Raw genomic sequence first — 13,158 nt, 5'->3', positions numbered from 1 at the left:
TCTCCCATATGCTTGTGCTCTGCTCACGGGAGGGTTACATGGCTGGCTGGCATCTTGATACTAAAATGGCGCAGGATATCGTTGCGCGCACCATGCGCATTATCGATACAAACATTAACGTGATGGATGCTCGTGGCCGCATTATTGGTAGCGGCGATCGCGAGCGAATTGGGGAATTGCACGAAGGCGCATTGCTCGTACTGGCACAGGGCCGCGTGGTGGATATTGATGATGCCGTTGCCCGTCACCTGCATGGGGTCCGCCAGGGCATCAATTTGCCGTTGCGTCTGGAAGGTGAAATTGTCGGCGTTATTGGCCTGACAGGGGAACCTGAGTCGTTGCGTAAATATGGCGAGCTGGTGTGCATGACCGCAGAAATGATGCTCGAACAGTCCCGCCTGATGCACCTGCTGGCTCAGGACAGCCGTCTGCGTGAAGAGCTGGTAATGAACCTGATTCAGGCAGAAGAGCATACGCCAGCGCTCACCGAATGGGCGCAGCGTTTGGGTATCGATTTAAATCAGCCGCGTGTGGTTGCCGTGGTGGAAGTCGACAGCGGACAATTAGGCGTGGACAGCGCCATGGCTGAACTCCAGCAACTGCAAAACGCCCTGACCACACCTGAGCGCAACAACCTGATTGCGATTGTCTCGTTAACCGAAATGGTGGTGCTCAAACCCGCGCTGAACCAGTTTGGTCGCTGGGATGCCGAAGATCACCGTAAGCGCGTTGACCAACTGATTCAGCGCATGAAAGAAAATGGCCAGCTGCGTTTTCGCGTTGCGCTGGGTAATTACTTTACCGGGCCGGGCAGTATCGCCCGTTCCTACCGTACTGCACGCACCACCATGATGGTGGGTAAACAGCGCATGCCGGAAAGCCGTAGCTATTTCTACCAGGATTTGATGCTGCCGGTCCTGCTCGATAGTTTACGCGGTGGCTGGCAGGCGAATGAGCTTTCCCGTCCGCTGCAGCGCCTTAAAGCGATGGATAATAATGGACTGCTGCGGCGTACGCTTTCCGCATGGTTCCGCCACAATGTTCAGCCGCTGGCGACGTCAAAAGCGTTGTTTATTCACCGTAATACGCTGGAATATCGTCTGAACCGTATTTCTGAACTCACCGGACTGGATCTGGGGAATTTTGACGACAGGTTGTTGCTCTATGTGGCGCTGCAACTGGATGAGCAGCGGTAAAGAAAAGCAAAAAGGCAACATAAGTTGCCTTTTTCAGTATTTGCATCCTCTCACTGTGAGAGAGGTGCAGGGGGCGGGCACCAGGCCGCATCACCTGCATATATGCCGGATGCGCTACGCTTATCCGGCTTACGTGATGGGCAAAACCCAATAATCATTTATTGCGCGTCAGTTTTTCCAGATCGGATTCAATTTCGCTGATCTTGTTCGCGACAACGCTTTCCAGATGGCGGAGATCGTCCAGGATCTTACGTTTCAGATCCACATCCGTACGGTCACGCTGACAGATTTGATCCAACTCGTCGATCACGTAGCGCAGGTTTGGACTGATCTCCTGCACCTCTTTGTAGCCCTGGCCGATACCATCCGCGACAACTGTTTTGCGCTGACGAGGGTATTTAAACTTTACGCTTTTAGCGAAAAACTCGCCTTTATCCTTGTGAAAATAGATTTTCAGAATGTCGTTGTTTGCTTCCTGACGGAGACTATAGCGATCGATTTCATCAGGATTGGTGATGCCTAAACTTTTCAGATTATCGTACATAGCGGTACCCTTAAGCTCAACATAACCTATGAATAATTAACGAAAAAATCTATTTTCGCCACCTGGAAATGCAAAAAAGGCGGGATATGTCACCCTCTCCCGAATTGAGAGAGGGTACGACTTAGTCGATGGTGCGCAGCAGCTCGTTGATGCCAACTTTACCACGCGTTTTGGCATCGACTTTTTTCACGATGACAGCGCAGTACAGGCTGTATTTACCGTCTTTAGACGGCAGGTTACCTGAAACAACAACGGAACCCGCTGGTACGCGGCCATAGTGAACTTCGCCCGTTTCGCGGTCATAAATGCGTGTACTTTGTCCAATGTACACACCCATCGAGATCACTGAACCTTCTTCAACAATAACACCTTCCACAACCTCAGAACGTGCGCCGATAAAGCAATTATCTTCGATAATGGTCGGATTCGCCTGTAATGGTTCCAGAACACCACCAATTCCGACACCGCCAGACAGGTGAACATTTTTACCAATCTGCGCACATGAACCGACAGTGGCCCATGTATCGACCATGGTGCCTTCATCAACGTAAGCGCCGATATTCACATAAGAGGGCATCAGTACGGTGTTGCGGGCGATGAATGCACCCTGACGCACCGCCGCTGGCGGAACAACGCGGAAGCCCTCTTTCTGGAAACGTGCTTCGTCGTAATCGGCGAACTTCATCGGTACCTTATCGAAGTAGCGGCTTTCCGCACCTTCGATAACCTTATTATCGTTAATGCGGAAAGAGAGCAGCACGGCTTTCTTCAGCCACTGGTGAGTGACCCACTGACCATCGATTTTCTCTGCGACGCGCAGCGCGCCGGAATCTAACAGGGCGATAACCTGGTTAACCGCTTCACGGGTAACGGTATCCGCATTTGCCGGGGTGATCTCTGCGCGACGCTCGAAAGCGGCTTCAATAACGTTCTGTAACTGCTGCATTGTTAAACTCTTTCCATATAAAAAAACACGTCACCCTTTATCGTTTGGATTGAGGGCCTCTGTCAACCGTTGTTGTACCTCCTTTTGCAGCTCATTATTAAGGCCACGCTGGTCGGCAGTCGCGATTATAAATAAATCTTCTACTCGCTCACCAATTGTCGTAATTCTTGCCCCGTGGAGTGAAATGCCAAGGTCGGCAAACACCTTACCCACGCGGGCCAGCAACCCAGGTTGATCCAGAGCGATGAGTTCCAGAAAACTTTTCCGGTCCGTATGCGTCGGCAGGAAGTTCACTTCTGTATCGACGGTAAAATGGCGCAACTTAGCCGGCTGACGGCGTGGCTGTGGTGCCTGCCAACTGTGTTGTGTAATCGCCTGCTCCAGGCCAAAGCCGATTGCGTCATGACGATCCGGCGACAGTGGGCTACCGTCTGGCTCCAGGACGATAAACGTATCCATCGCCATGCCATCACGGGTCGTGAAAATCTGCGCGTCATGTACGCTCAGATTGCGCCGGTCCAGTTCGGCGCAGACCGCAGCAAACAAATAAGGCCTGTCCGGACTCCAGATAAATATCTCGGTACCGCCGCGCGTAGCCTGCGGACTGAGCAGGATCAACGGCTTACTCAGGTCATGTTGCAACAGATGTCGCGCGTGCCAGGCAAGCTGGTTTGGACTGTGGCGGACGAAGTAGTTAGCGCGGCAACGGCCCCAAATCTGGTGCAGTTGCTCTTCATCTATATTATCCATGCGCAGCAGCGCCAGTGCCTGCAACTGATGGTGACGCACGCGTTCGCGCATATCAGGCGTGTTTTGCATACCCCGACGCAGCTGTTTTTCTGTGGCGAAATAGAGTTCACGCAGCAGGCTCTGCTTCCAGCTGTTCCACAGTGTTTCATTGGTGGCGCAAATGTCTGCCACTGTCAGGCACACCAGGAAACGCAGGCGGTTTTCAGTTTGCACTTCTTCGGCGAACTGTTTGATAACCTCCGGGTCCTGAATATCGCGCCGCTGGGCGGTGACGGACATCAGCAAGTGATGACGCACCAGCCAGGCAACCAGCTGTGTTTCCCTCGAGTTGAGACCGTGTAATTCGGCGAATTTCAGCACATCCTGCGCACCCAGCACCGAATGATCACCTCCACGACCTTTGGCGATATCGTGGAACAGCGCAGCGATCAGGATAAGTTCGGGATGCGTCAGACGAGGCCACAATTCTACGCAAAGCGGATGACGCTGACGCGTCTCTTCATTGGCGAAACTTTCCAGTTTGAGCATCACCCGGATGGTGTGTTCGTCCACGGTATAGGCATGGAAAAGGTCAAACTGCATCTGCCCGACAATATGCGACCATTGCGGCATATAGGCCCACAAAACGCTATGGCGATGCATTGGCAGCAGACCACGCTTCACGGCGCCGGGATGGCGGAGCATGCTGAGAAATATTGACCGCGCTTCCGGGATATAGCACAGCGGTTGTATCAGGTGGCGTCTGGCATGACGTAGATGGCGCAAGGTTGTGGAGTAGATGCCGGTGATGCTGCTGTTACGCACCATCATATAGAACATTCGCAAGATAGCCTGCGGCTCGCGGATAAACAGATTGTCATCGCGCAGGTCAATCAGCGTACCGCGGAGCTGAAATTCGTCATCAATCGGTCGCGGTTTTTCGTCTGCGGTGAGCGCCAGGATGGCCTCATCGAACAACTGCAATAGCATATGGTTCAGTTCTGTTACGCGACGAGTGACGCGGAAGAAATCCTTCATCATATGCTCAACCGGCTGGTTCCCCTCACCGACGTAATTCAGGCGTTGGGCGACGCTGAGCTGGCGGTCAAACAGCAGACGGTTGTCATAGCGGTTAAGTTCAAGGTGCAGGGCGAAGCGGATACGCCAGAGCAGGTGCAAACACTCATTGAGCTCGTTGCGTTCGGCTTCGGTTAAAAAGCCAAACCCCACCATTTCATCCATTGAGGTTGCGCCAAAGTGGCGACGTGCGACCCATTGCAGGGTGTGGATATCGCGCAGGCCGCCAGGGCTGCTTTTGATATCAGGCTCCAGATTATAACTGGTGCCGTGATAACGCTGGTGACGCTCATTCTGTTCCGCCACTTTGGCCGGAAAGAATTTTTCCGATGGCCAGAAACCTTCGCTAAAAATATGCTTTTGCAGTTCAAGAAAGAGGGCGACATCGCCAATTAACAACCTTGATTCAATCAGGTTAGTGGCGACTGTTAAATCGGAAAGTCCCTCCTGGAGGCACTCGGTTAGTGTACGCACGCTATGGCCGACTTCCAGCTTAACGTCCCACAAGAGCGTGAGCAGTTCACCGATTTTTTGAGCCTGCTCGTCCGGCAGTTTCGCGCGACTCAAAATGAGAAGGTCGATATCTGACAACGGGTGCAGTTCGCCGCGACCGTAGCCCCCTACGGCAACCAGCGCGGTATCGCCGATGTCGCCAAAACCATACTCCAGCCACAGGCGTTGCAGGAGCTGATCGATAAACTCCGTGCGCGCTTCTATCAATTGTTCGGCAGAAAGTCCGGCGTCAAAAACATGCCCCAGCCATTGTTGAAAAGTATCAATATGCGCCTTGATAGTGGCGCAATTCAGTTCGTCCTGTGACCAGTTCCCGGGATAGTCCGGTTGACCCGGAAGGGTGGGTTTCACCGTACTGATGAATTGTTCAGAAAATGTATTGCTCATTAACAGGCCACCCATAAGTTGAAGGCAGGACGCGACATAGCCGAACCAGACAGCGGTCGGAATGCAAAGACATATGCGACAAATTAGAAGAGATAACGGGAAATGAAAAGTCGTTTATATATATGACGTAAAGCGGGGCTGGGGGAAGAAAACAACGGCCCGCGGGGCGGACCGTTTAATACTCTCAAGCGGCGGTTAATACAGCCTCGATAGTGTCATCTTTACGCAGGGTCAGAATCTCGCACCCTGTGTCGGTAACCACAATCGTGTGCTCATACTGCGCTGAAAGGCTGCGGTCTTTGGTTTTTACCGTCCAGCCATCTTTCATGGTGCGGATACGGTAATCGCCAGCATTCACCATCGGCTCGATGGTAAAGGTCATCCCTTTTTGCAGCACCACGCCGCCGTCGTCAGCATCGTAGTGCAGCACCTGCGGCTCTTCGTGGAAAACGCGACCAATACCGTGACCGCAATATTCACGTACCACAGAGAAGCCTTCCGCTTCCACGAACTTCTGAATCGCCGCGCCGAGGGTGCGCAGACGAATGCCCGGTTTCACCATTCTCAGCGCCAGATAGAGACTCTCCTGGGTGATACGGCACAGACGCTCGCCCAGAATGGTGGGTTTACCGACGATAAACATTTTCGACGTGTCGCCGTGGTACTCATCTTTAATTACCGTCACGTCGATATTGACGATATCGCCATCTTTCAGCAGTTTTTCGTCGTCCGGAATGCCGTGGCAGACCACTTCATTAATAGAGATGCAGACGGATTTCGGGAAACCGTGATAGCCAAGGCAGGCGGAAATAGCATGCTGTTCGTTAACGATATAGTCGTTGCAGATACGATCCAGTTCGCCAGTGCTGACGCCGGGCTTAATGTAAGGTTCAATCATTTCGAGCACTTCGGCGGCGAGGCGGCCGGCGATGCGCATTTTTTCAATTTCTTCTGGTGTCTTTATTGAGATAGCCATGAATTCTGTCCATCAGCGTCGAATTTTTCGACAATACTAGTCTAAGTGCTGTCAATGGTAACAGTCTGACGAGTACTGTGCCAAATTGAGAATCATTCTGAACTTCGTCTTTCGTACCGCACGAGTACTGAGATGCTCCACTGTCACAGGAAATTCATCGTTCAGCGCCGGGCGTAACGCCAACAATTATTGGAGTCTGGCGCCTGTTTATGGTATAAAGCGCGCCGGACTTCCGTTCCTCTTCGGAACTGAGGCGACCAAATCTCACTTTGTGTAATAACACACACGTATCGGCACATATTCCGGGGTGCCCTTCGGGGTCGGTAATATGGGATACGTGGAGGCATAACCCCAACTTTTATATAGAGGTTTTAATCATGGCAACTGTTTCCATGCGCGACATGCTCAAGGCTGGTGTTCACTTCGGTCACCAGACCCGTTACTGGAACCCGAAAATGAAGCCTTTCATCTTCGGTGCGCGTAACAAAGTTCACATCATCAACCTTGAGAAAACTGTACCGATGTTCAACGAAGCTCTGGCTGAACTGAACAAGATCGCTTCTCGTAAAGGCAAAATCCTTTTCGTTGGTACTAAGCGCGCGGCAAGCGAAGCGGTGAAAGAAGCTGCAAACAGCTGCGACCAGTTCTTCGTGAACCATCGCTGGCTGGGCGGCATGCTGACTAACTGGAAAACCGTTCGTCAGTCCATCAAACGTCTGAAAGACCTGGAAACTCAGTCTCAGGACGGTACTTTCGACAAGCTGACCAAGAAAGAAGCGCTGATGCGCACTCGTGAGCTGGACAAGCTGGAAAACAGCCTGGGCGGTATCAAAGACATGGGCGGCCTGCCGGACGCACTGTTTGTTATCGACGCTGACCACGAGCACATCGCGATCAAAGAAGCAAACAACCTGGGTATCCCGGTATTTGCTATCGTTGATACCAACTCCGATCCGGACGGTGTTGACTTCGTTATCCCGGGTAACGACGACGCAATCCGTGCTGTTAGCCTGTACCTGAATGCTGTTGCTGCGACCGTCCGTGAAGGCCGTTCTCAGGATCTGGCTGCTCAGGCGGAAGAAAGCTTCGTAGAAGCTGAATAATAAGGCTTGCTCTTTAAGAGCCCTTATTAACCAGGTAGTTACAAGTTTGGTTAGGGGGCCTGTCTCAGGCCCCTTTTTTACTTTCATATCTGTACGGTTCTGCGAGCCGGGCAGGTCAAATTCTCCCGAGGATTAAAGAATGGCTGAAATTACCGCATCCCTGGTAAAAGAGCTGCGTGAACGTACTGGCGCAGGCATGATGGATTGCAAAAAAGCACTGACTGAAGCTAACGGCGACATCGAGCTGGCAATCGAAAACATGCGTAAATCTGGTGCTATCAAAGCTGCGAAAAAAGCAGGCAACGTTGCTGCTGACGGCGTGATCATCACCAAGATCGACGGCACCTACGGTATCATTCTGGAAGTTAACTGCCAGACTGACTTCGTTGCGAAAGACGGTGGTTTCCAGGCATTTGCTAACAAAGTTCTGGACGCAGCTGTTGCAGGCAAAATCACTGACGTTGAAGTTCTGAAAGCACAGTTCGAAGAAGAACGTGTAGCGCTGGTTGCTAAAATCGGTGAGAACATCAACATCCGTCGTGTTGCTTCCCTGGAAGGCGAAGTGCTGGGTTCTTACCTGCACGGTGCGCGTATCGGTGTTCTGGTTGCGGCTAAAGGCGCAGACGAAGAGCTGGTTAAACAGCTGGCTATGCACATCGCTGCAAGCAAACCAGAATTCGTTAAACCGGAAGACGTGTCTGCTGAAGTGGTAGAAAAAGAGTACCAGGTTCAGCTGGACATCGCCATGCAGTCTGGCAAACCGAAAGAAATCGCTGAGAAAATGGTTGAAGGCCGTATGAAGAAATTCACCGGCGAAGTTTCTTTGACTGGCCAGCCTTTCGTTATGGATCCGAGCAAAACCGTTGGCCAACTGCTGAAAGAGCAGGGCGCTGATGTAACGAACTTCATCCGCTTCGAAGTGGGCGAAGGTATCGAGAAAGTTGAGACTGACTTCGCAGCAGAAGTTGCTGCAATGTCCAAGCAGTCTTAATTATTAAAGCAGCCGCCTGAGGGCGGCTTCTTTTTGTTCCCGTCAGAGTAAAATCAGCCAATCGCTATAGTGTTTGCGCTGACAGGCGACGTATCATATCGCCGGATTTAAACCCGTCTAATTGTTGACAGTCTCAGGAAAGAAACATGGCTACCAATGCAAAACCCGTCTATAAACGCATTCTTCTTAAGCTGAGCGGCGAAGCCCTGCAGGGTTCCGAAGGTTTCGGTATTGATGCAAGCATCCTTGATCGCATGGCGCAAGAAATCAAAGAACTGGTTGAACTGGGTGTTCAGGTTGGGGTGGTAATTGGTGGCGGTAACTTGTTCCGTGGGGCTGGCCTGGCGAAAGCGGGTATGAACCGCGTGGTGGGTGACCACATGGGCATGCTGGCTACGGTCATGAATGGCCTGGCAATGCGTGACGCGCTGCATCGCGCCTATGTGAATGCCCGTCTGATGTCCGCATTTCCGCTGAACGGTGTGTGTGACAACTACAGCTGGGCTGAGGCAATCAGCCTGCTGCGTAACAATCGAGTTGTGATCTTTAGCGCCGGTACTGGTAACCCGTTCTTTACGACAGATTCCGCCGCCTGCCTGCGCGGCATTGAGATCGAAGCGGATGTCGTACTGAAAGCCACTAAGGTTGATGGTGTGTTTACTGCCGATCCGGCAAAAGATCCGGCTGCGACCATGTATGATCAACTCAGTTATACCGAAGTTCTTGATAAAGAACTGAAAGTAATGGATCTTGCCGCCTTTACCCTGGCCCGTGACCATAAATTACCTATCCGCGTGTTCAATATGAACAAGCCGGGCGCGTTGCGTCGTGTGGTAATGGGTGAAAATGAAGGCACTTTGATTACGGAATAATTCCCGTAAGCAACAAATAAGGGTAAGATTCCGCCTTAATTTATTTAGCAGTTCTGTCAGGCATCTTCACGGTGCCTTGTACTGAACGAGACTATACTAACCACTCAAGTGGCGTATGGTTTGCCTGAGACAAGATTTCAAGGATTCGTAACGTGATTAGCGATATCAGAAAAGATGCTGAAGTACGCATGGAAAAATGCGTAGAATCGTTCAAAACCCAAATCAGCAAAGTGCGCACTGGCCGTGCTTCTCCGAGCCTTCTGGATGGTATCGTCGTTGAGTATTACGGTACTCCGACGCCGCTGCGCCAGCTGGCGAACGTAACGGTAGAAGACTCCCGTACGCTGAAAATCAACGTGTTCGATCGTTCTATGGGCCCGGCCGTTGAGAAAGCCATTATGGCGTCTGACCTCGGTCTGAACCCAAGCTCCGCAGGTACCGACATTCGCGTTCCGCTGCCGCCGCTGACCGAAGAACGTCGTAAAGACCTGACCAAAATTGTTCGTGGCGAAGCTGAACAAGCACGCGTTGCCGTTCGTAACGTGCGTCGTGATGCGAACGACAAAGTAAAAGCGCTGCTGAAAGATAAAGAAATCAGTGAAGATGATGACCGTCGTTCCCAGGAAGACGTGCAGAAACTAACTGACGCTGCAATCAAAAAAGTCGATGCGGCGCTGGCGGATAAAGAAGCAGAACTGATGCAGTTCTGATTCAACACCGACGAAAAACGCCGTACAGAGAGCCGCCACGGGGGCTTTGCTGGCGGCGTTTTGCTTTTAATCTGCACAATATTGTGAGCGTTTCATGAAGCATTTAACCCTTCTGGGCTCAACAGGTTCTATTGGTTGCAGCACGCTCGATGTGGTTCGCCACAATCCCGATCGCTTTTCCATTACTGCCCTGGTTGCGGGTAAAAATGTTGCCCGTATGGTGGAACAATGCCTGGAATTTACCCCGCGTTTTGCGGTGATGGATGATGAAACCAGTGCGCGTCAGCTAAAAGCTGAATTAAAACAACAGGGCTGCCCGACGCAGGTCATGAGTGGTCAACAGGCAGCCTGTGAGATGGCGTCGCTCGATGATGTCGACCAGGTAATGGCGGCGATTGTTGGTGCTGCCGGCCTGGTGCCTACGCTTGCGGCTATTCGCGCGGGTAAAACAGTGTTGCTTGCCAATAAAGAGTCGCTGGTTACCTGCGGACGTCTTTTTATGGACGCGGTGAAAGAGAGTGGGGCGCAGCTCCTCCCGGTGGATAGCGAACATAACGCTATTTTTCAGAGTTTACCGGAAACAATCCAACAAAACCTGGGGTACGCTGATTTAGAGCAGAATGGCGTTTCGTCTATTCTGCTTACCGGGTCTGGTGGCCCGTTTCGTGAAACGCCCATGTCAGATCTGGCCTCAATGACGCCAGATCAGGCATGTCGCCATCCGAACTGGTCGATGGGGAGAAAGATCTCTGTTGATTCCGCCACCATGATGAATAAAGGTCTGGAATACATTGAAGCGCGCTGGTTATTCAACGCTTCCGCCCGCCAGATGGAAGTGCTTATTCACCCGCAATCGGTGATCCACTCCATGGTGCGTTATCAGGACGGTAGTGTTTTAGCGCAGCTTGGTGAACCGGATATGCGTACACCGATTGCACATACTATGGCCTGGCCTGAACGTGTGCCTTCTGGTGCCAATGCCCTCGATTTTTGTAAGCTGAGTGCGTTGAGTTTTGCCGCACCTGATTATGACCGTTACCCTTGCCTGAAGCTGGCGATAGATGCGTTTGCACAGGGGCAGGCCGCGACAACGGCGCTGAATGCAGCGAATGAGGTAACGGTGTCGGCATTTCTGGCTTCCGCTATCCGTTTTACGGATATTGCTGCGCTGAATCTGTCTGTTCTGGAACAGATGGTATTAAGCGAACCACAAAGTATTGATGATGTATTGGCTGTGGATCGGCTTGCACGTGATGTAGCGCAAAAACAAGTGACGCGCTTCGCAAGCTGGTGATAATCCAGCCACTAATAGTCATGCTATTTGTTAGCGTTGGGCTTCGGTGATATAGTCTGCGCCATCCATCAGCCTGTTTAACGTCGGGCTGTGAGGGGAAGCCGTGGTTGACACGGCTTTTTTGCGTAAAGGCTTTTGTATTCCTGAGTACCGCTAAATCCTTTTCAGGGACTAAAACGCGTTATGTTGTCTGCGAATCAACCAATTAGCGAAAATTTGCCAGCACATGGCTGTCGCCATGTAGCAATCATTATGGACGGCAATGGTCGCTGGGCGAAAAGACAAGGAAAGATACGGGCATTTGGACACAGAGCGGGTGCGAAATCAGTCCGCCGTGCCGTTTCTTTTGCTGCCAACAGCGGGATTGGTGCGTTAACGCTTTACGCGTTCAGTAGTGAGAACTGGAATCGTCCGGCGCAAGAAGTCAGTGCGTTAATGGAGTTATTTGTGTGGGCACTGGACAGTGAAGTGAAGAGCCTGCACCGACATAATGTGCGTTTGCGCATTATTGGTGATACCAGCCGTTTCAACGCGCGTCTGCAAGAGCGTATTCGTAAAGCGGAAGCGTTGACTGCCCAGAATACAGGGCTGACGCTAAATATCGCGGCGAATTATGGCGGACGCTGGGATATCGTACAGGGAGTACGGCAATTGGCCGTTCAGGTTCAGGAAGGGGTGTTACGTCCTGATCAGATTGATGAAGATTTGCTGAGTCAGCAAATCTGTATGCATGAACTGGCACCTGTAGATTTAGTGATTAGGACGGGGGGGGAACATCGCATAAGTAACTTTTTACTTTGGCAAATTGCCTATGCCGAACTTTACTTTACGGATGTTCTTTGGCCCGATTTTGATGAACAAGACTTTGAAGGTGCGCTGCATGCCTTTGCCAATCGAGAGCGTCGTTTCGGCGGCACCGAGCCAGGTGGCGACAAAGCCTGATGGGGGTAGCTTTTGCTGAAGTATCGCCTGATTTCTGCGTTTGTATTAATACCCATTGTCATTGCTGCATTGTTCTTATTGCCGCCCGTGGGTTTTGCGATTGTTACGCTTGCCGTTTGCATGCTGGCTGCATGGGAATGGGGGCAACTGAGCGGTTTTACGTCACGGGCACAGCGTGTCTGGCTGGCGGTATTATGCGGGCTGGTGCTGGCGTTGATGTTGTTCATGCTGCCGGAGTACCATCCGAATATTCATCAGCCAGTGGTTGAGGTTTCGCTTTGGGCTTCGCTTGTGTGGTGGATTATCGCACTGGTGCTGGTGCTGGGTTATCCTGCGTCTGCAGCAATTTGGCGTAATTCAAAACCTATACGGTTGATTTTCGGCATTCTCACAATTATTCCTTTTTTCTGGGGTATGGTGGCGCTGCGGTCATGGCATTATTCTGATAATCACTACAGCGGGGCGCTATGGTTGCTGTATATCATGATCCTGGTATGGGGCGCTGATTCCGGTGCGTACATGTTTGGCAAACTATTTGGCAAACATAAGCTGGCGCCGAAAGTGTCACCGGGAAAAACCTGGCAGGGCTTTATTGGCGGCTTGTTTACCGCGGGAATTATTTCCTGGGGCTACGGTGCCTGGGCAAATCTGGATGTTTCGCCATCGACATTATTACTCTGTTCTGTAATCGCAGCGTTGGCTTCGGTGTTGGGCGATCTGACGGAAAGCATGTTTAAGCGTGAAGCCGGTATCAAAGACAGCGGTCATTTAATCCCCGGTCACGGTGGTATACTTGACCGCATCGACAGCCTGACGGCGGCGGTTCCTGTATTTGCCTGTCTGCTGTTACTGGTTTTCAGGACGATTTAACGGACGGT

The 13,158-nt window shown here is 51.6% G+C and carries 12 protein-coding genes; 8 read left to right on the top strand and 4 right to left on the bottom strand.

The features are described 5' to 3' along the window. Positions 1-38: 38 nt before the first annotated feature. Positions 39-1,196, top strand: coding sequence for a DNA-binding transcriptional regulator CdaR (gene cdaR / locus AAIG39_RS16175; protein ID WP_090081732.1), 1,158 nt, complete (start codon positions 39-41; stop codon positions 1,194-1,196). 154 nt (positions 1,197-1,350) lie between these two features. On the opposite strand, the gene AAIG39_RS16170 is transcribed toward cdaR, so the two are convergent. The 4 genes from AAIG39_RS16170 to map all read right to left on the bottom strand — a co-directional run bounded on the left by AAIG39_RS16170 (position 1,351) and on the right by map (position 6,368). Beyond that, on the bottom strand, positions 1,351-1,740 hold the full coding sequence (locus AAIG39_RS16170; protein ID WP_039078428.1) for a DUF3461 family protein: 390 nt from the start codon (positions 1,738-1,740) through the stop codon (positions 1,351-1,353). Positions 1,741-1,861: 121 nt separating this feature from the next. Beyond that, the gene (dapD, locus tag AAIG39_RS16165; protein ID WP_039078429.1) at positions 1,862-2,686 is read right to left on the bottom strand and encodes a 2,3,4,5-tetrahydropyridine-2,6-dicarboxylate N-succinyltransferase; all 825 of its coding nucleotides are present in this window, start codon (positions 2,684-2,686) and stop codon (positions 1,862-1,864) included. Positions 2,687-2,716: 30 nt separating this feature from the next. Further along, positions 2,717-5,392 carry a bifunctional uridylyltransferase/uridylyl-removing protein GlnD gene (glnD, locus tag AAIG39_RS16160; protein ID WP_343194264.1) on the bottom strand — a complete coding sequence of 892 codons (2,676 nt, stop codon included), beginning with the start codon at positions 5,390-5,392 and terminating at the stop codon, positions 2,717-2,719. Between the two features lie 184 nt (positions 5,393-5,576). After that, a complete protein-coding gene (map, locus tag AAIG39_RS16155; RefSeq protein ID WP_090081736.1) occupies positions 5,577-6,368 on the bottom strand; it encodes a type I methionyl aminopeptidase in 792 nt (263 codons plus the stop codon). 377 nt (positions 6,369-6,745) lie between these two features. Here map and rpsB point away from each other — a divergent pair, with 377 nt between their 5' ends. The 7 genes from rpsB (at position 6,746) to cdsA (ending at position 13,150) form a co-directional block, all read left to right on the top strand. Then, positions 6,746-7,471: a 30S ribosomal protein S2 gene (rpsB, locus tag AAIG39_RS16150; protein ID WP_090081739.1), complete on the top strand. Its 726-nt coding sequence runs from the start codon at positions 6,746-6,748 to the stop codon at positions 7,469-7,471. Between the two features lie 139 nt (positions 7,472-7,610). Continuing rightward, positions 7,611-8,462 carry a translation elongation factor Ts gene (tsf, locus tag AAIG39_RS16145; RefSeq protein ID WP_039078433.1) on the top strand — a complete coding sequence of 284 codons (852 nt, stop codon included), beginning with the start codon at positions 7,611-7,613 and terminating at the stop codon, positions 8,460-8,462. 146 nt (positions 8,463-8,608) lie between these two features. Continuing rightward, complete coding sequence (gene pyrH / locus AAIG39_RS16140) at positions 8,609-9,334, top strand: UMP kinase (protein ID WP_039078434.1); 726 nt, start codon at positions 8,609-8,611, stop codon at positions 9,332-9,334. Positions 9,335-9,486: 152 nt separating this feature from the next. Further along, positions 9,487-10,044: a ribosome recycling factor gene (gene frr / locus AAIG39_RS16135; RefSeq protein WP_039078435.1), complete on the top strand. Its 558-nt coding sequence runs from the start codon at positions 9,487-9,489 to the stop codon at positions 10,042-10,044. A gap of 94 nt (positions 10,045-10,138) precedes the next feature. Continuing rightward, positions 10,139-11,338 carry a 1-deoxy-D-xylulose-5-phosphate reductoisomerase gene (ispC, locus tag AAIG39_RS16130; protein ID WP_090081742.1) on the top strand — a complete coding sequence of 400 codons (1,200 nt, stop codon included), beginning with the start codon at positions 10,139-10,141 and terminating at the stop codon, positions 11,336-11,338. Positions 11,339-11,521: 183 nt separating this feature from the next. Beyond that, on the top strand, positions 11,522-12,280 hold the full coding sequence (ispU, locus tag AAIG39_RS16125) for a (2E,6E)-farnesyl-diphosphate-specific ditrans,polycis-undecaprenyl-diphosphate synthase (RefSeq protein ID WP_090081745.1): 759 nt from the start codon (positions 11,522-11,524) through the stop codon (positions 12,278-12,280). A gap of 12 nt (positions 12,281-12,292) precedes the next feature. Then, positions 12,293-13,150 carry a phosphatidate cytidylyltransferase gene (gene cdsA, locus AAIG39_RS16120; RefSeq protein ID WP_090081748.1) on the top strand — a complete coding sequence of 286 codons (858 nt, stop codon included), beginning with the start codon at positions 12,293-12,295 and terminating at the stop codon, positions 13,148-13,150. Positions 13,151-13,158 lie beyond the last annotated feature (8 nt).

Source organism: Phytobacter palmae, assembly GCF_039409775.1.
GTDB classification, from domain to species: domain Bacteria; phylum Pseudomonadota; class Gammaproteobacteria; order Enterobacterales; family Enterobacteriaceae; genus Phytobacter; species Phytobacter palmae.
This window is presented reverse-complemented; position numbering and strand designations above follow the sequence as displayed.